Origin of the sequence: Duganella sp. Root1480D1 (assembly GCF_001427305.1) — a bacterium.
In the GTDB taxonomy this organism is placed as follows: domain Bacteria; phylum Pseudomonadota; class Gammaproteobacteria; order Burkholderiales; family Burkholderiaceae_D; genus Rugamonas.
Window position 1 is genome coordinate 59088 of sequence record NZ_LMFZ01000047.1, and the last position, 17043, is coordinate 76130.

A 17043-nucleotide genomic window follows, 5' to 3' on the forward strand; every position below is an offset into this window, starting at 1 on the left:
TAAAAAACCGCCCCGAGGGGCGGTTTCGCGTCAACCGGATAGCGCTTTAGAAGCGATAGTTCAGCGACGCTGCGTAGGTACGGCCAAGCTGGCTGAAATGCGAGCCATCGTAGGTCACCATGTCGTAGCGGCCGTTGAAGGTGATCAGGTTGCGCTGGATGGCCTTGGCATTCGGATCGTCGATGACCTTCTGGCCGTCGGCATTCAGGGCACGGAACTCCCACTCAGGCGTGGTGTTGAACACGTTGTTGACGTTGAACGACACGGTCAGGTTCGGCATCAGGTTGTAGTTGACGGCGAAGTCGGTGACGTTCTTGGTCTTGAACTTGGTCTCCAGGTTGCTGTCCAGGCCGGCCTGGCGGAAGCGGGTCGGGCCGAACACGGTGTTGTTGACCGACAGGTTCAGCTTCTTGTAATCCCAGTCGGCGCCGAGGATGGTCTTGAACTTCGGACGCGAGGTGAACATCAGCGCTTCCTGGGTTGCATCCAGCACGGACTGGCCGGCGTTGGCCACGATCGGAGGATTCTTCACCTCGCCGTCGCGTTCATTCTTGCGGGTGAAGTTGCCGGACAGGTTCAGGGTCAGTTTGCCGTCGGCCAGCGCGATGTTCTTGCGCGACACAACGTAGTCCAGGCCTTCGGTCTTGGTTTTCACCGCGTTCACGAAGAAGCTGACGGAAACGATGCCGTTGGCAGCCAGGATCTGGTCCAGTTGCTGGGTAGGATCGCCGGTCGGCACGATTTCCTTGCCCAGCACGATGCGGTCCTTGACCTTGATGCGGTAATAGTCCAGGGTCATGCTGGTGTTTTCATCCGGCTTCAAGCCCACACCGAGGGTGATGTTGTCGGACTTTTCAGCCTTCAGCTTCGGCACGCCCAGCGCAGCAGCTTGCGCCGACACGTTGTTCACCAGGCCGGACACCTGGATGCCGCCGCCAGGCACGAAGGAATACTGCGCCTTCTGGGTGTAGATCTGTGCCAGCGATGGAGCGCGGAAGCCCTTCGATGCCGATGCGCGCAGCGTCACCCAGTCGTTCGCCTTGTAGCGGGTGGACAGCTTCCACACGAAGGCCGAACCGAAGTCGGTGTATTTTTCCCAGCGGCCGGTGCCATCGACCAGCAGGTCCTTGCTGATGTCCCAGGTCGAACCGGCATACAGGCCGTAGTTGGAACGCGACGATGGGAAGGAGTTGTCCGGGTGGTTGCCGGCGAAGGAATCGGCACCGGTGCCCTGCCAGGAGGCGCGCTCGCCTGCCTTCACCTCGAACTTCTCGTGGCGCAGCTCGGTACCGGCGTAGAAGTTGACGGTATCGGTCAGCTGCCTGGAGATGTCGCCGTTGAACACGTAGTGCTGGAACTCGACGCCGCCGGCGTAGAAATGGGTCGGCGAGTGCTCGGTGCTGGTACCGGCAAGCACCGCATCTTCCATGCTGCGGTTGACGGAGTGGTCGACGTCGTACTTCTGCTTGTTGCCGCCGTAGGTCAGGCTGAAGTCCGCATTCCAGCCGGCCAGGTCCATCTTCACGCCGGCGGTGGCATTGTAGTCATCCAGCGTGCCGTCGAAGGTTGGCTGGTAACCTTCGTACACCGTGCCGGCCGGGTGCAGCAGACCGTAGTCGGTCGGGCGCCAGTAAGGAGTACGGTAGTTCGCGAAGGAGTTGACCTTCTTGTTCACATAGGCCGCGTTGGCGTAGATCGCAATGCCTTCGCCAATATCGTAGCGGGTATTGAACAGGCCCTTGTAGGCCTTGGTCTTCGGCGAGCCGTTGACGTTGCGCGCGTCGGGATATTTCGACAGGAAGGCCTGCACTTCCGACAGCGGTGCGCCGAAGTCGCCCGATTCGCCGGCGGCACTGACCGCGCCCGAACGGCTGGACAGGTTCACGCGCGAAGCATCGATGGTGTAGTTGAAGAAGCCACGGTCGCCGCCCAGCGCGAAGCCCTGGTTCAGGCTCACGCCGCCCATGCCGCCATCGTGCTTGTGGGTGATGCCGGTGCGCGCGGTGACCGAACCGCCTTCGGCATTGTCCTTCAGGATGATGTTGACCACGCCGGCAATCGCGTCGGAGCCGTACTGTGCCGACGCGCCGTCGCGCAGCACTTCGATGCGCTTGATCGCATCGGCTGGAATGGCCGAAATGTCGGAGCCGGACTCACCGCGGCCTGGCGAGGTCTGGGTATAGACCAGCGAGCTCATGTTCTTGCGCTTGCCGTTGATCAGGATCAGCACGCGGCTCGGGCCCATATTCCGGATTTCGTAAGGATCCAGCAGGGAGGTGGCGTCGTTGACCGGGGTCTGTACGGTGTTGAAGGAAGGGACGCGGAACTGCATCGACTTGTCGAGGGTGGCCTGGCCGGTCTTGGTCAGTTCGCGCGAGCTAAGCACGTCAACCGGTACCGGGGTATCCACCATGGTGCGCTGCGAACCGCGGCTACCGGTCGAAACAATGACCACCTTCTGGATGTCGTCGGTGGTGGTGTCGCTGGCCTGCTGCGCCTGGATAGGGGCGGCATCCTGTGCTTGCGCGTGGGCTTGGCCCAGCAGCACGAAGGGGCTGGCAGACAACATTAATGCTGCAATCGGAAAATGTTTATTCATGTATTTCTCTCTTCCATACAGATTTTAAAAAAACTAGAGGAGAATTTATATGCAACATTTTCATCCGTCTATTATTTCCAGTTATACATGCACAAATACAACATGTATGGATCTTTTTTATGAAGTCGCCCGGAACGGAAAAACGCCGTGATAATCTTTGTGCCATGAGCTATAAAAGCCTCTGCGTGCTGCTGGCACTGATGAGCGGCATGGCTGCCCATGCCGCGAAAGAGCCGCCGTTGCGCCTGTGCTTTGAAGATGTGGACCAAAGACCCTGGAGCACGCCGGATGGAAAAGGCCTCAATTTCGAATTATTAAAAAGAGTTGAATCACTCCTTAATGAACATTTTATTTATTCACCGAAACCCTGGAAACGTTGCTTAAGTGAATTAAAACTTGGCCAGGTGGATGCGGTAGTCGGTGCCGCAGATGCCATTGACCGCCGCGCATGGTCGCGTATCCCCCAATTACCCGATGGGCGCGAAGATCCCGGCCGCGCCTTGTTTGAAGACGCGGCCCTGGTCTTCCTGCGCGTGGGCGGCAACGGGAGCTGGGATGGCCACGAATTGCTGGCCCCCGGCAAGGTCGTGGTGGTGCAGACCGGCTACCTGGTCGGGCAGCAATTGCGCGAAAAGGGCTATATCCCGCACGACACCGTGAAGTCGGCAGCCGATGCGCTGCGCATGCTGACCACGGGCAGCTTTGACGTTGCCATCCTGCAGGGGCTGGAGGCGAGCAAGCTGGCGCACGAAGATCCCCGCTTCATCGGCAAGGTCCAGCAGGCCGAGCCGCCCTATTCCACCGTCCACCTGCACCTCATGGTCGGGCGCGGCGTGTACCAGCGCGATCCGCAGCGGGTGGAAGCGATCTGGCAAGCCATCGGCAGCGTGCGCCAGACGCGCGATTACCGGCAAGTCGAGGAGGCGGCAGGCATAAAACATTTCCATTAATATTTCCATCGAGGAAATTATATGGTTAAATAAATGGCATGAATTTCCTTCTCGATGGACGCCTGTCCCTGATCACCCCCGAAGGCGTGCGTTTGCAGCTAGTTCCTGCCGGCCCGGTAGTACGCGCTTACGCATGGGCCATCGATTTCCTCGCTTGGGGCATCGGCGCCAGCGTCCTGCTGTCGATCGCCAGCGTGCTCATCCCCTCCGAAAAACTGTACAGCGGCGTCGCTACCCTGTTGTGGTTTTTCGCCTACTGGGCCTATCCGGTGTTGTGCGAGATCTACGCCAACGGCCGCACGCTGGGCAAGCATGTGGTCGGCCTGCAGGTGCTGCGCGCCGACGGCCTGCCGGTGCGCTGGCGCGAATCGGTGCTGCGCAACTTGCTGCTGGTGGCCGACTTCCTGCCACTGTTTTACGCCTCCGGCCTGGTCGCCATGCTGTTCGACCGCCAGTTTCGCCGCCTGGGCGACATCGTGGCCGGCACCCAGGTGGTGTACCGCGACAAGCCGCCCAAGCGCGTTGAAGTACCCGATGCGGCGCCGCTGCCGCTGCCCTTCCCGCTGACGCCGGAGCAGCAGCGTGCCCTGGCCGACCTGTTCGCGCGCGAAAGCCGCCTGCCGCACGGGCGCATGTTGGAACTGGCCGATTTCGCCGAACCGCTGACCGGCCGCCAGGGCGAAGCTTCGCTGGAACGCTTGCGCGGCATGGCCGCAGGACTGGTCCGATGAAGCAAGCCCAGTTTGAAGCGGCTTACGGTCCGCTGTGGAGCGAGATCGATAGCCTGCTGTCCAGGCGCGCCGACGGCCGCGAAGCCCTGCCCGAACAATACCGCCGCCTGTGCCAGTGCCTGGCCCTGGCCAGCCAGCGCGGCTACTCGCCGCAACTGGTGTCCTACCTGCACGGCCTGGTGGCGCGCTGCCATCACGCGCTGTACGGCGTGGCAGCGGAACGCCCCACCGTGCTGCTGCAATGGCTGCGCGCCGACTTGCCGCGCCGCGTGCGCGCCGAATGGAAACTGCTGCTGCTGGTGCTGCTTTGCCTGCTGGGGCCAGCCATCGCGATCGGCGTGCTGGTCTGGCATGACGCGCACAATGCCTTCCTGTTTGCCTCGCCGGAAGAGCTGACCCACATGCACCAGATGTATGCGCCGTCCAGCATCAAGAGCGGCCGTGGCGGCAGCGAGGGCGACCTGCAGATGTTCGGCCACTATATCTGGAACAATGTCTCGATCGGCTTCCGCACGTTCGCCGGCGGCATTTTCGGCGGCGTGCCAGCCTTGCTGAGCGTGCTGTTCAACGGCATGAAGATGGGCGTGGTGGCAGCCTGGCTCAGCCTCGACCCTGCGACGCGCGGCAACTTCTGGTCCTTCGTGGTCACCCATTCCAGCTTCGAGCTGACCGGCCTGGTACTGTCCGGCGTGGCCGGCGTGCGCCTGGGCATGGCGCTGGTCAAGCCGGGCCGCCTGAGCCGCCGCCGGGCGCTGCAGGAGGCCAGCATCCAGATGTATCCGGTGGTGGCAGGCGCCGCCCTGCTGACCGTGCTGGCCGCCTTCTTCGAAGCGTTCTGGTCGGCCAGCGCCTTTGCACCGGCCGTCAAGTACAGCGTCGGCGCGGTGTGCTGGGCCATGGTATTCCTGTTCTTCGGCTTCGCCGGCCGCGAGAAAGGCCTGCATGCAACTCGATAAGCTGCGCCTGGATTTGCGCCCGCGCAGCAATGCGCAAGGCCTGGACCTTGGCTTCGCCCTGCTGCAAGCCGGCGGCGCCGACGTGTGGCGGGCCTGGCTGGCCCTGTGGCTGCCGCTGTCGGCGCTGACCACCCTGCTCGCCTGGTATTGGGAACTACCGCTTGGCTGGCTGCTGGCCTGGTGGCTGCTGCCCCTGCTGGAACGCGCGCCGCTGTATGTGTTGGCACGCCAGGTGTTCGGCGAACAGACCAGCTGGCGCGATGCCTTGCGCGCCTGGCCGCGCGAACTGGGCGGCGGCTGGTTCCGCATGCTGACCTGGTGGCGCCCCTTCATGGCCGGGCGCGGCCTGCACCAGCCGGTGTGGGTGCTGGAACGCGCACGCGGCAATACCGCTACGGCGCGCCGCGCCACGATCGCGCGCAATGGCACCGGCGTCGCCGCCTTCCTGTTCGGGGTCAGCTTGTTCCTGCTTGAACTGCTGATACTGGGCTCGGGGCTGCTCGCCTTGATCGGCCTGTTCCTGTCCAGCACATCGCCGGACCTGGGGGCCGTATTCCTGATCAAGGACGTGGCGCTGCGCTCGGCCATCATCAACGCCGTCGTTTGCACGGCGCTGGCAATTGTCGCCCCGGTGTATACGGCCTGCACCTTCACCCTTTACCTGAACCGCCGCGCCACGCTGGAAGCCTGGGACATCGAAATCGTGCTGCGCCAATTGCGCCCGCCTGCGCGGCCAACGGCTGCGCGCCACGTTGCCGCCGTGCTGATGGCAGCGCCGCTGCTGGCCCTCGCCTTGCTCGGCATGCCGCCACCGGTGCAGGCTGCCGCGCCGGCCGCCAGCGGACCGCCGGCAGTCACCGATTGCGCGCCGCCGGAGGGACTCAAGCAAGAGGACAGCGGCCGCGGCCCCGACCGTTCGCCGCAGCAGGCTGCCGTGCGACGCCAGGTCGACCGGGTGTTCGAGCACCAGGACTTGCGCGGCTATCGCTGCGAACAGGTGTGGGAGCTGCGCAATCGGCCCGAAAAAGAAAAGGACAAGCCGCAAGCCAAGCCACTGCTCCCGCGCTGGGTAGCGGCGATCCTGGCTGGCGTGTTGAAGGTGGCCCTGATCGGCGGCGCCATCGCGCTGGTGGGCTGGCTGCTGTGGCGCTATGCCGCTCCGCTGCGCTTCAACTTTGCGGCAGCGCCCGAGCCCAGGCTGGCCACCGAAATCGGCGGCCTCGATATCCGCGCAGAGAGCTTGCCGGCCGACGTGGCCAGCGCCGTGCGCACGCTGTGGCAGCAAGGGCAGCACCGCGCGGCACTGGCGCTGCTGTACCGCGCCACGCTGTCGCGCCTGGTCAGCCGGCAGTCGCTCAAGCTGCACCACGGCGCCACGGAAGGCGAATGCCTGGCGCAAGCGCGCAGCGCCAATGCCGCCGGCACCCTCGATAGCGCCAGCCTGGCCCTGGCCGACCAGGCCACCACACTGTGGCTGAACGCCGCTTACGGTGCGCGCTGGCCGGCCGCGGATACCGTGACGGCGCTTTGCACGCGCTGGCAGGCGCATTTCGACCGCGAGGCAGCATGAAGCGGCACTACCCCATCATTATCTGCGCCATCGTTGTGCTGCTGCTGGCCGGTGCCTGCTATGGGCTGCGCGATGTGTACTTCCAAAAAGTGTGGCGCGGCCAATATCACTTCTCGGAAGCGCAGGCCAAGAACCCGATGCTGGCGGCAACCCGGCTGCTGGAGGCAAGCGGTCATCAGGTGCGCCTGGAGCCTGTGCTCAGCTACCAGTTGCTGAACCAGTTGCCGGACGGCGTGCTGCTGCTGTCGCGCTACGCGCGCCCGCCGGACGAGCGCCAGGCCAGGCTGCTGCTGGACTGGGTCCGGCGCGGCAATACCCTGATCATGACGCCGGACTGGATCGACAACGCCGACGACGCGGAGAACCAGACGGCCGCACTCGAACAGGCGAGCGACCCTTTGGGCAAGCATTTTGGCGTGGCCATGTCCAGCCGCTCCCGCATTGACGACACCTGCCGCATCGACCCGCTGGAGGCCAGGCGCCGCGCCAAGCGCGCAGCCGACAAGGCCATACAAGCCGCCGAGGGCGGTGACGATGAGGAAGACGAGGAACAGGAGCCCGTTGGCCCGCCCCGGCTGGTCTGCCTGAACGCCCCCGGCGCCGCCCATGCGATCGAGCTGGCCCGCCCCTCCGACACGCTGCAACGCTTCGAGGGCAAGGGCCCGCAACCGCTGTGGGGCGACACCTACGAGCTGGCCGTACTGGTCTACGGTGAGGGCCGCGGCAAGGTTGCCATGGTGGCGGTCGATGCCGGCGAAAGCTATTTCGACAACGATACGCTGCGCCAGTTCGACCACGGCGAGCTGCTGCTCTTGCTGGCAGGGCAGAGCGGGCCCCAGGCGCCAGTGATGCTGGTGCAGAACAACGAACCGGTCGGCTGGGGCGCCTGGCTATGGCAGCACGGCCGCCTGGTGGTGCTCGGCCTGGCCGCCCTGCTGCTGCTGTGGACCTGGAGCGTCTCGCGCCGTTTCGGCCCCCTGCTGCCGGAAGCCGCAGCCCCGCGGCGCGCCCTGATCGAGCATATCGAGGCCAGCGGCCGCTGGCTGTGGCGCTTGCCGCAAGGCCGCACCCTGCTGCTGGACGCCGTGCGCAAGAGCACCGAGAAGCAGTTGCTGCGCCGCCTGCCCGAATTGCATCCGCTGGGTCCAGCCGAGCGCGCACGCCGCCTGGCACGCCTGGCCGGGCTGCCGGAAGCGCAAGTCAGCGATGCCCTGCTGGGCGCACCGGCCCGGCGCGCCGCCGATTTCACACGACAAATTTCAATACTCCAACAATTGCGAGTCCATCATGAGCGATAGCATGTCCATCCCAACCAACAACGCCATTCCGGCCGACCGCCTGGCGCAGGCGATCGACATCGTGCAGCGCCTGCGCGAGGAAATCGGGCGCGCCATCGTCGGCCAGCAAGCGGTGGTGGAACAGGTACTGGCCTGCTGCCTGGCGGGCGGCCATGTGCTGCTGGAAGGCGTGCCGGGCCTGGGCAAGACCTTGCTGGTCAAGGCATTGGCCAAGACCTTCGCCGGCGATTTTTCGCGCATCCAGTTCACGCCCGACCTGATGCCGGCCGACGTGATGGGCCACGCCGTGTTCGACCAGCGCCAGCAGACCTTCAGCATCCGCAAGGGCCCGGTGTTCACCCACCTGCTGCTGGCCGACGAAATCAACCGCGCGCCGGCCAAGACCCAGTCCGCCCTGCTGGAAGCCATGCAGGAACGCCAGGTCACCATCGAGGGCGAGGCGCATATCCTGGACGCTCCCTTCATGGTGCTGGCGACCCAGAACCCGCTGGAAAGCGAAGGCACTTATCCGCTGCCGGAAGCCCAGCTTGACCGCTTCCTGATCAAGGCGCGCATCGCCTATCCCAGCGAGAAGGAAGAAACCGAGATGCTGCTGGCCGTGACCCAGGACCGTGTCGGCGATGCGCTGGACGTGGCGCAGGTGCGCACCCTGATCAAGCCGGAAACCCTGGTCGCGCTGCAGCAGCTGGTGGCCCGCATCCGCGTCGACGAGGCAGTGGCCAATTACGCCGTGCGCATGGTGCGCGCAACGCGCCAGTGGCCCGGCGTGGCCGTCGGCGCCGGCCCGCGCGGCAGCATCGCCCTGATCCGCCTGGCGCGCGCCATGGCCTTGATGGCGGGGCGCGATTACGCCACGCCGGACGACATCAAGCAAGCCAGCCTGCCGGTGCTGCGCCACCGCATCGCCCTGTCGCCGGAAAGCGAACTCGATGGCCTGGGCGCGGATGACGTGCTGGCAGCGCTGATCGATTCGGTCGCCGCGCCGCGCAACTGATGAAGCCAACCCGCCGCATGTTCCTGGCCCTGCTGGGCCTGACCGCGCTGGGCGTGCCGGCCAGCGTGTGGCCGGCGCTGCAGGCGCCGTGGCAGGTGCTGGGCGGCGTCCTGCTGCTGGCCGCCGGCGCCGACGCCCTGCTGGCGCGGCGCCGTCCCGCCCTGCGCGCAGAGCGCAGCATGGCCGGCGTGCTGCCGGTCGGCGCCTGGCACGACGTGCGCCTGACCCTGCATAACGAAGGCAAGGCTGCGCTCCAGCTCGATGTATTCGACGACTACCCGGCAGCCTGGGAACTGGAAGGCATGCCGCATGCGACGCGGCTGGCGCCGGGCGCGTTTTCCACCGTGGCTTATCGCGTGCGCCCGCTGGAACGGGGTGACGGCGCGTTCGGCACGCCATGGCTGCGCATCGCCGGCCCGCTCGGACTGTGGCAGGCCACGCACCGCATCGGCCCGCAGCAGACGGCAAAGGTGTTCCCCGACGTCGCACGCCTGCTGGGCCAGGCCCTGCGCGCCACCGACCGCCAGGCGCCGACCGCCGGTTCGCTGCTGAAACGCCAGCGCGGCGAAGGCACCGACTTCCGCCAGCTGCGCGAGTACCGCCGCGGCGACAGCCTGCGCTCGATCGACTGGAAAGCCACGGCGCGCCACCGCAAGCCGATCAGCCGCGAATACCAGCTCGAACGCGACCAGCAGGTGGTGTTCCTGCTCGATACCGGCCGCCGCATGCTGGCGCGCGACGACGACACCAGCCACTTCGACCACGCGCTATACGCCGTGCTGACGTTGGCCTTCGTGGCCGGCAAGCAGGGCGATGCCGTGGGTTTGATGAGCTTTGGCGTGGACAAGCGCTGGCTGGCGCCGGCCAAGGGCCGCATTGGCCTGGACCGCATGCTGGCCGGGGTCTACGACCTGCAGCCAGGCGAAGCAGCGCCCGACTACATGCGCGCCGCCAACGACCTGCTGAACCGCCTGAATCGGCGCGCCTTCGTGGTGCTGGTGACCAACGTCCGGGATGAAGACGACGTGGCGCTGCGCCAGGCCGTCGACCTGCTGTCCTCGCGCCACCTGGTGATGTGCGCCAGCCTGCGCGAGCGCGCGCTGGATGCCGCCAGCACGGCGCCGGTGCAAGGTTTCGACGATGCTTTGCGCCTGGCGGCCAGCGAGCATTACCTGCAGCAGCGCCAGGGAGCCATCCGCCGCCTCGGCCTGCGTTCCGGCCACCTGGTCGACGTCGCGCCGGAACAACTGGCCGGCGCGCTGCTGAACCGCTATCTCGATATCAAAGAAAGCGGAGCGCTATAAAGCCAAACGGCAAGGCGCAGCCGATGACCACGCCAAGTTTCAGGCCGAAGCCGGGCGGCGGCGGCGGCACGCCAAAGCGGTTGGCGGCCGGCGTACCGCGTGCGACCATCAGGTAGACCAGGAAAATGAACTGCAAGATGGGGAACAGCAGCACCAGTACCCACCAGCTGCTGAGATCGACATCGTGCACGCGGCGGCGTGCCGCTGCGGCCAGTACCAGCAGGGGAATCATGAGCACCACGGCGCCCAGCGCCTGTGCGCGCCCGCTGCTGAAGTAGGCCTGCCAGCCAAACACGCCGATGACGATCCCGGTCAGCACGCCGAACAGGATCGCCAGCGGGATACCCAGCAGGCTATACGCAAGGAAACGCACGCGCCCGATGCGCTCATTCCAGCACAGCAGCCGCGCCTCGGTGGCAGGTGCAAAAGGCAGATCCAGCCCTGCCTGGGGCGCGGCGTAAGGGTTATGCATGCTTACTGGCTGTTCTCGATCTGGGCCGCTTCCGCCTTGGCTTTATAGGAGGCATAGCCTGGCAGTGCGATGGAAGCCATGATACTCAGGACGAACATAACAGGCACGAAGGCGGCCAGGATGATCACGCCGGTGCTGTTCGGGCCAGGTGGCGGTCCATACTCGTTACTGTCGGCATCGCCAGGGCCGAAGACCAGCCAGAGCCAGAACACCACGCTGACCAGGGGCACCACCATCAACAGGCTGAGCCAGCCGGACTTGCCGAGGTCGTGCAGGCGGCGGCGAGCAATGATGATGCCGGTGGCAAACGCCAAAACGATCATCGCGAGAATGCCGAGGACAAATCCGGCACCGAGGGCGCCGAGGGCCGCCGGACCGCGGGTGAAGATACTGAACACGCCCATCACGCCCAGCAGGACGATAAAGACCGGCATCAGCAGGAAGCTGGAGGCAACGCTATAGCCGAGGTAACGCACACGGCCAATGCGGCCATTGACGGCAAAGAACTTCGGCATATAGGTTTCGTCGCTGGCGCGTTCAACCAGCTCGGACTGCGGCATCGAATACGGATTACTCACGGTTGCTCCTAAAAGGATTTTTAATTCGTTATTAAAGTTACTACCGAGAAAATCTTACATTATTTTTTTACTAAGGCACAAGGCCGATTTCGATACAACACCCGGCTTGCGGCTTGCACCTGCGGCTGCGATACTTGCTGCAAAGACTGGACGGTTGCACCACTACACAAACGCGGCCATGCACCCCTCACTCAAGTGCCAGGGCAAGTTTTCCCTGAACTGGACCTACCTGAATGCCATCGCGTCCGGCGTGTCGGCAATCGACCTTGGCGGGCTGGCCCTGCGCAACCAGCATGACGCCCACCAGTTCGTGCGCGAATACGGCTTCGACATCGACAACCCGCATGCCCGCGACGTGATTGCGCGCGCCCATGGCGAAGCACTGGATTTCATCTGCACCAACTTCCTGACGCCCGCACAGGCGGCCCTGGTCCCGCCGGCAGTGCAGCGGCCCGAAGATCCGCTGGACTTGCTGGTGTTCGCCTCGCTGCACGGCAATGAACAGGTCGAATTGCGGCGCATGTGGTCTTGCGCCGTGCTGAAAGTCATGCACGGCATCTTCTACATCGATAACAACCTCAAACTGCGCTACTTCAACACCATCCGCCAGCAAGTGTTTGCCAGCCTGGATGAAGTGATCCACCAGGAGGACGGCCAGTTTTATTTGAGCGATGGCGAGATTTGCCTGCCCTTGCTGCATTTTGACCGAAAAAACAACAAAAGCCGCGGCAGTATCCTGTTGAAGTTGCTGCAAAAAGCCGCTTATCTGGCGGCCGATATCTTCGACCATCTGGGGGTGCGGCTGATCTTCAACACCCGCTTCGAATGCCTGCTTGCCTTGCGCACGCTGCAGCGCGCCCACCTGATTTCCGTGACCAATGTCGATTCCCAGCGCACCCGCAACACCTTGCTCGACATGGAAGCGGCCAAGGAAGTCTTCACCCAGTATCGCTGCCTGCTGGAAGCGGCCGACGGCTATCCGGCGGAATTGCTGGAAAAGATGGATACGGAACTGATGGAGATTTCATCGCCGCAGACGCGGGCCGACAACCCGCACAGCGGCGCCGGCTTCAGCAGCATCCAGGTCACGGTGCGCAAGATGATCCACCTGCCGCCGGACGACCCCGCAGCCAGCGGGCCGGATTACGACGTCGGCTTCTTCTTCGAGTACGAGATCCAGCTGATGGACAAGGCCAGCCACGGCCGCACGCTGGAAGGCCCGGCCAGCCATGACGCCTACAAGAAACGCCAGGTCGACACGGCACGCCTGCGCGTGCTGGGGCGCGACCTGGTCCGCTATCTGGAAACCCAGCCGGGCGTAGCGCCCGCCTAATGCGGCCGGATGCCGTCCGGCACGCCGGTCGTTGTCCCCGGCGGCATGATATGTTCCGGCGGCGTGCCCTCATGGATCATGCCGCGGATGGCGCTGCGCAGTTCCGGGCTATCCGCATGCTGGTGCACCGAGACGGCATGCTGGACGGCGACTTCCAGCAGCTCGTCTTCATTATCTGCCGATATCGCGACGCTGCATTTTGCATCGCTGGGGAATTCGCGGCAGTCGATATATTTACGGGTCATGGCGACCTCCCTTCCGAAGAGCTATTTACACTATAGGCCGTTTGGCCCGCAATTCCATGCTACATTTGCCTGCTTGTTAATGAAGCATGGAGGTGCGATGCGCTTACGCTCAATGGCCCTGGCCTTCGGCCTGTTTGCAAGCTCTGCCCACGCAGGAGAGCTCGATCGCGCACTGGAACAGAAAATGGCCGCCAACGCCCAGCGCTATGTCATCGCCAGCCAGGCGGTGCTGGTGGCGCGCAATGGCGAAGTGGTTTTCCGCAACGTTGCCGGTGCCCGGCGCGACGACCTGTTCCCCGTGTACTCCGTCAGCAAGCTGCTGGCCAGCGTGCTGGTGATGCAGCTGGTGGAAGCCGGCCAACTGGACCTGGACCAGCCAGCCGGCGCCTACCTTCCCGGCCTGCCGCTGCGCTGGCAGCAGATTGCGCTGCGCTACTTCCTGAACCATACTTCGGGATTGCCCGAATATTTCGCCCCCGGCAGCCTGTCCGGGGCCAGCTTTGCGCCGACATTGCCGGCAGTCTTTGCCGCCTTGGCGGACCAGCCCCTGCTATTCGATCCCGGCACCGCCACCCGCTATACGCAGACCAACTTCCTGGTACTGGAAGCCCTGCTCGAAGCTCGCTACGGCAAGCCGTACACGCAGCTCGCCAACGAACGCATCATTAACAAGCTGGGCTTGAAGAACACTTATCTTGGCCTGGCCAGCGCCAGCCGGCACGGCATGGTGCGCAGCTTTATCGGCAAGAACGGCAAGCTGCAGGCCGATCCTGCGGTCCAATGGCCGGAATACGCCAACGCACATGCCGAGCTGTTTACCACCGTGGACGACCTGGCCGCATTCCTCACTGCGGTGGCACGCGGCGAGCTGGTCGGCAAAGACACGCTGCACAAGCTGTGGCAGGCGCAGAAGCTGGCCAACGGCCAGGATGGCGGGTTTGCCGCCGGCTGGGAAGCCGGAAAGAGCGGCGCCGATGATTTCGTCGGGCACGATGGCGGCACCAAGGTGCGCGTGCGCTTGCTGTGGCCGGCAAACGGCAATGGCGACAGCTACGCTATCGTCTACCTCACCAATGGCAGCGCGCAGAACGTCTGGTCGCGCACCCTGGTCGAGAGCCTGATGGCAGCAATCGACCCGGCCCGCTTCCCGCTGGAGGCGGTCTCTGAGCAGTTGATCGACTACGCCAGCCGGCCGGTGGCGGCGCCGGCGCAGACCCAGGCGCTATGGCAGCAGTTGCAAACGCTGGCGGCGCGCGATGGCGCCGCACTGGAACGGCGCATCAATGAAACCGGCTATGCCATGCTGGAAACGCGCGGCGCCGCCGCCGCAGTCAAGGTCTTCGAATTGAATACGCGCCTGTTCCCGCAATCGGGCACGGCACGCGACAGCCTGGCGCAAGCACAGGCGGCAGCGAAGTCGCCTTGAAGGTTGCCGGATGACCTTGTCGCCGTGGCTGCTCCTGCTGCTGGCCTTGCCGCTCCTGTTGTTGGGCCAGAGCCTGCTGCGCAGCATGCCGCTGCTGGCGCGCTGCAGCATCCCCGTGCCGGTGCCCGGCGGCCTGCTGTTCGCGCTGGCCTGCCTGCTGCTGCGTCTGGCCGGGCTGGAAGTCGCGTTTGCCACCAGGGTCGATGCGCCGTGGTGGACCTGGCTGGTAACGCCCGACACCGAATGGCTGGCGCGTCCTGCAAAAAACCTCAACCTGCCACTGCTGGTCGGATTTTTCACCTGCGTTGGCCTGGCTGCACCACTGCGGCTGCTCGCCAGCGGCGGGCGCATGCTGCTGGTGCTGCTGCTTGGAACCACCTTGCTTGCCGTGCTGCAGAACGCAGTGGGCGCGGCAGTTGCGACGGCGCTTGGCGCACCACCCTTGCTGGGAGTCATATGCGGCTCGCTGACGCTGGTGGGTGGGCATGGCACGGCCTTGGGATTTACCGCGCGCTTTGAGCAAGCCGGCATGGCGGCGGCGGCGACCATCGGCGCCTCCGCCGCAACGTTCGGCCTGCTTGCCGGCGCCCTGCTCTCCGGCCCGCTCGGCATCGCACTGCTGCGCCGCCAGCCGGCAGCCAGCGAGGGCGCAGGCATCCTGCCCGCCTCCGAACGCCCTGCGGCTCCTGTGGTCGCCGACTTCCTGGCTGATGTGCGGTCGCTGGCGGCACACGGACGCAGCGCAGCCGGCCACCTGTTACTGGTCGCGTTTTGCGTGAAAGCCGGCGCCTGGATCAGCTTCGGCCTCGACCACTTGGGAGCGGCCCTGCCCGTCTATATGGGTGCCCTGTTGCTCGGCTTCGCCTTGCGCGCGGCGCACGACGCCGCGGGCGCGGCCTGGCTGCGCAACGAGGTGATCAACCGAATCGCGGCCGTGCTGCTGCCCCTGTTCCTGGTCATCACGCTGGCGCCGCTGAACCTGGCCGAGCTGGCTGCCGTCGCCGGCCCCATGCTCGCCATCCTCACCGTCAACACGCTCATGACGCTGGCCTTTGCCGCCTTGCTCATCTATCCGCTGCTGGGCGGCGACAAGGAGGCTGCCGTGGCGACAGCCGGCCTGGCCGGCTACGGCGTGGGTTCAACCGCCACAGCCGTCGCCGCCATGGACGCCATCACGCGGCAGCACGGCAGCGCCCCGCGCGCCACCACCATCGTGCCGCCGACCGGGGGCTTCCTGATCGACCTGGCCAATGCCCCCGTGATCGGCGCGTTCCTGCGCTGGCTGTGACTCAGTTTTTCTTCTTGGCCGGCTTCTTCTCGAGCTCCTTGGATGCCGGCGTCGAGCCGCCCTGTACCCCAAGTGCGCCGCCCGTCCCCATGCCGCCGGCGACCTCCTGCGCCTTGTAGTTGCGTACCGCCTTCACCAGCTGGTTGTACGAATCCATGAAGGAAGCAATCAGGATCTTGCCTTCCGGCGTGTTGGAGTAACCGCCGGCCGAACCGAAGCCGCCACCGCCGAACAATGCACCGCCAACATTGAAGTCATAATTCTTGGCGCTGCCTTCCGCAGCAGCCAACTGGATGCCGGAACGGTTGTCCACCATCAGCAAGGTGGTCGATGCCTCGTTGGCTTTCAGCCCGCCAGCGACCACGCCGGCCACGCTGCCCAGCAGGCCCAAACCGCCCAAGGCGCCACCAACGCCCTGCGTGCCTTTCTGGCTGAAGGTGATGCTCGGGCTCATGGTGTAGTCGGCCGCCACCATCTGGCCTTTGCCGTAATTGCTGCCAGCCCGCATCTCACCGGACGACGCCAGCGCCCGTTCCTGCATCAGCTTACCCATCGCCGCGCCGCGCTCGACAACGACGAAGCAATTCGATTGCTGGATCATCATACGCAGCACAGGCACGGTCGAGCCGAGCTTGTATTGCGACAGGTGGTGGTACCAGGGCGCAGCGGTGTCTTCCACTACGCCCAAGGTGCCCAGCGGCTTGTCACATTTTTCCAACTGCGTGTTGGCATTGGACGCCGTGGCGCCACCCGCGGAACCCGTAGCCATGGTAGGAGCACCGCCCAGCTTGGGGTCCGTTCCCGCGCAGGCAGACAGCATCAGCATTGCCAGGCCAGCTAAGGAATTCCCTGATATGAAGCACGTCTTATTGTCCATGTTCACTCCCCACTAGAAACGACCGTTTGAACTCATCGGCGTCCTTTGAGAATAGGCCACATCGACAAAAAATCTATGTATAGTTACTAGCGCAAGACCAACTCAACTGTTAGAAGGAAGCCTTCATGAAAAAACTGATCATTGCCGCCCTGGCCCTGTCTTGTTCCGCCGCCTTCGCTGCGGATCCGGCGCCGGCAAAGAACTCCCAACAATCCAAAATGACGACCTGCAACAAGGAAGCCGAGGGCAAGAAAGGCGACGAACGCAAGGCCTTCATGAAGGAATGCCTGAGCAAGAAGCCTGTTGCGCCAGCGACGCAGCAGGACAAGATGAAGACCTGCAACGCGGACGCGGCAGGCAAGAAAGGCGATGAGCGCAAGGCCTTCATGAAGGAATGCCTGAGCGCGAAGAAAGCTGCCTGA

The 17043-nt window shown here is 64.6% G+C and carries 16 protein-coding genes; 11 read left to right on the forward strand and 5 right to left on the reverse strand.

The window, feature by feature from the left end:
* Positions 1-46: 46 nt before the first annotated feature.
* Positions 47-2599, reverse strand: coding sequence for a TonB-dependent siderophore receptor (locus tag ASD58_RS24965; RefSeq protein ID WP_057264254.1), 2553 nt, complete (start codon positions 2597-2599; stop codon positions 47-49).
* 119 nt (positions 2600-2718) lie between these two features.
* Between ASD58_RS24965 and ASD58_RS30820 the strand changes: the two genes are divergently transcribed.
* From ASD58_RS30820 to ASD58_RS25000, 7 genes are read left to right on the forward strand one after another with little or no spacing between them, the layout of a single operon-like run.
* Positions 2719-3549 (forward strand): ABC transporter substrate-binding protein, encoded by an 831-nt coding sequence (locus ASD58_RS30820; protein ID WP_162253063.1) that lies wholly within the window; start codon positions 2719-2721, stop codon positions 3547-3549.
* Between the two features lie 38 nt (positions 3550-3587).
* A complete protein-coding gene (locus tag ASD58_RS24975; protein WP_057264258.1) occupies positions 3588-4280 on the forward strand; it encodes an RDD family protein in 693 nt (230 codons plus the stop codon).
* Complete coding sequence (locus ASD58_RS24980; protein ID WP_057264260.1) at positions 4277-5236, forward strand: stage II sporulation protein M; 960 nt, start codon at positions 4277-4279, stop codon at positions 5234-5236. Before ASD58_RS24975 ends, ASD58_RS24980 begins: the two co-directional genes overlap by 4 nt.
* A complete protein-coding gene (locus ASD58_RS24985) occupies positions 5223-6806 on the forward strand; it encodes a DUF4129 domain-containing protein (RefSeq protein WP_057264262.1) in 1584 nt (527 codons plus the stop codon). The genes ASD58_RS24980 and ASD58_RS24985 overlap by 14 nt, the downstream gene beginning before the upstream one ends.
* The gene (locus tag ASD58_RS24990; protein ID WP_057264264.1) at positions 6803-8104 is read left to right on the forward strand and encodes a DUF4350 domain-containing protein; all 1302 of its coding nucleotides are present in this window, start codon (positions 6803-6805) and stop codon (positions 8102-8104) included. The genes ASD58_RS24985 and ASD58_RS24990 overlap by 4 nt, the downstream gene beginning before the upstream one ends.
* 1 nt (position 8105) lies before the next feature.
* Positions 8106-9098: a MoxR family ATPase gene (locus tag ASD58_RS24995; protein WP_229210105.1), complete on the forward strand. Its 993-nt coding sequence runs from the start codon at positions 8106-8108 to the stop codon at positions 9096-9098.
* Positions 9098-10402, forward strand: a complete 1305-nt coding sequence (locus tag ASD58_RS25000) for a DUF58 domain-containing protein (RefSeq protein ID WP_057264269.1) — start codon at positions 9098-9100, stop codon at positions 10400-10402. Before ASD58_RS24995 ends, ASD58_RS25000 begins: the two co-directional genes overlap by 1 nt.
* On the opposite strand, the gene ASD58_RS25005 is transcribed toward ASD58_RS25000, so the two are convergent.
* Together ASD58_RS25005 and ASD58_RS31995 are read right to left on the reverse strand one after the other, a co-directional pair.
* Positions 10380-10874, reverse strand: a complete 495-nt coding sequence (locus ASD58_RS25005) for a DUF805 domain-containing protein (protein WP_057264271.1) — start codon at positions 10872-10874, stop codon at positions 10380-10382. The two genes, ASD58_RS25000 and ASD58_RS25005, sit on opposite strands and share 23 nt — an antisense overlap.
* Positions 10875-10876: 2 nt before the next feature.
* Positions 10877-11452: a DUF805 domain-containing protein gene (locus ASD58_RS31995; RefSeq protein WP_229210106.1), complete on the reverse strand. Its 576-nt coding sequence runs from the start codon at positions 11450-11452 to the stop codon at positions 10877-10879.
* A gap of 178 nt (positions 11453-11630) precedes the next feature.
* Here ASD58_RS31995 and ASD58_RS25015 point away from each other — a divergent pair, with 178 nt between their 5' ends.
* Positions 11631-12785 (forward strand): TIGR04552 family protein, encoded by a 1155-nt coding sequence (locus tag ASD58_RS25015; RefSeq protein ID WP_057264274.1) that lies wholly within the window; start codon positions 11631-11633, stop codon positions 12783-12785.
* On the opposite strand, the gene ASD58_RS25020 is transcribed toward ASD58_RS25015, so the two are convergent.
* Positions 12782-13030 (reverse strand): DUF1059 domain-containing protein, encoded by a 249-nt coding sequence (locus ASD58_RS25020; protein WP_057264276.1) that lies wholly within the window; start codon positions 13028-13030, stop codon positions 12782-12784. The genes ASD58_RS25015 and ASD58_RS25020 overlap by 4 nt on opposite strands.
* 97 nt (positions 13031-13127) lie before the next feature.
* Here ASD58_RS25020 and ASD58_RS25025 point away from each other — a divergent pair, with 97 nt between their 5' ends.
* Complete coding sequence (locus tag ASD58_RS25025; RefSeq protein ID WP_057264278.1) at positions 13128-14456, forward strand: serine hydrolase; 1329 nt, start codon at positions 13128-13130, stop codon at positions 14454-14456.
* Positions 14457-14466: 10 nt separating this feature from the next.
* Positions 14467-15744 carry a sodium/glutamate symporter gene (locus tag ASD58_RS25030; RefSeq protein WP_057264280.1) on the forward strand — a complete coding sequence of 426 codons (1278 nt, stop codon included), beginning with the start codon at positions 14467-14469 and terminating at the stop codon, positions 15742-15744.
* 1 nt (position 15745) lies between these two features.
* On the opposite strand, the gene ASD58_RS25035 is transcribed toward ASD58_RS25030, so the two are convergent.
* Positions 15746-16621, reverse strand: coding sequence for a CsgG/HfaB family protein (locus ASD58_RS25035; protein WP_057264281.1), 876 nt, complete (start codon positions 16619-16621; stop codon positions 15746-15748).
* 125 nt (positions 16622-16746) lie between these two features.
* Here ASD58_RS25035 and ASD58_RS25040 point away from each other — a divergent pair, with 125 nt between their 5' ends.
* Positions 16747-17043, forward strand: coding sequence for a PsiF family protein (locus ASD58_RS25040; RefSeq protein ID WP_057264282.1), 297 nt, complete (start codon positions 16747-16749; stop codon positions 17041-17043).

Bases quoted from the DNA above. Each gene is read 5' to 3' on its own strand.
- ASD58_RS25035 (WP_057264281.1), bottom strand. From the start codon at position 16,621: ATGGACAATAAGACGTGCTTCATATCAGGGAATTCCTTAGCTGGCCTG.
- ASD58_RS24980 (WP_057264260.1), top strand. From the start codon at position 4,277: ATGAAGCAAGCCCAGTTTGAAGCGGCTTACGGTCCGCTGTGGAGCGAG.
- ASD58_RS25015 (WP_057264274.1), top strand. From the start codon at position 11,631: ATGCACCCCTCACTCAAGTGCCAGGGCAAGTTTTCCCTGAACTGGACC.
- ASD58_RS24965 (WP_057264254.1), bottom strand. From the start codon at position 2,599: ATGAATAAACATTTTCCGATTGCAGCATTAATGTTGTCTGCCAGCCCC.
- ASD58_RS25005 (WP_057264271.1), bottom strand. From the start codon at position 10,874: ATGCATAACCCTTACGCCGCGCCCCAGGCAGGGCTGGATCTGCCTTTT.
- ASD58_RS24990 (WP_057264264.1), top strand. From the start codon at position 6,803: ATGAAGCGGCACTACCCCATCATTATCTGCGCCATCGTTGTGCTGCTG.
- ASD58_RS24995 (WP_229210105.1), top strand. From the start codon at position 8,106: ATGTCCATCCCAACCAACAACGCCATTCCGGCCGACCGCCTGGCGCAG.
- ASD58_RS25030 (WP_057264280.1), top strand. From the start codon at position 14,467: ATGACCTTGTCGCCGTGGCTGCTCCTGCTGCTGGCCTTGCCGCTCCTG.
- ASD58_RS30820 (WP_162253063.1), top strand. From the start codon at position 2,719: ATGAAGTCGCCCGGAACGGAAAAACGCCGTGATAATCTTTGTGCCATG.
- ASD58_RS25040 (WP_057264282.1), top strand. From the start codon at position 16,747: ATGAAAAAACTGATCATTGCCGCCCTGGCCCTGTCTTGTTCCGCCGCC.
- ASD58_RS25020 (WP_057264276.1), bottom strand. From the start codon at position 13,030: ATGACCCGTAAATATATCGACTGCCGCGAATTCCCCAGCGATGCAAAA.
- ASD58_RS25000 (WP_057264269.1), top strand. From the start codon at position 9,098: ATGAAGCCAACCCGCCGCATGTTCCTGGCCCTGCTGGGCCTGACCGCG.
- ASD58_RS24975 (WP_057264258.1), top strand. From the start codon at position 3,588: ATGAATTTCCTTCTCGATGGACGCCTGTCCCTGATCACCCCCGAAGGC.
- ASD58_RS25025 (WP_057264278.1), top strand. From the start codon at position 13,128: ATGCGCTTACGCTCAATGGCCCTGGCCTTCGGCCTGTTTGCAAGCTCT.
- ASD58_RS24985 (WP_057264262.1), top strand. From the start codon at position 5,223: ATGCAACTCGATAAGCTGCGCCTGGATTTGCGCCCGCGCAGCAATGCG.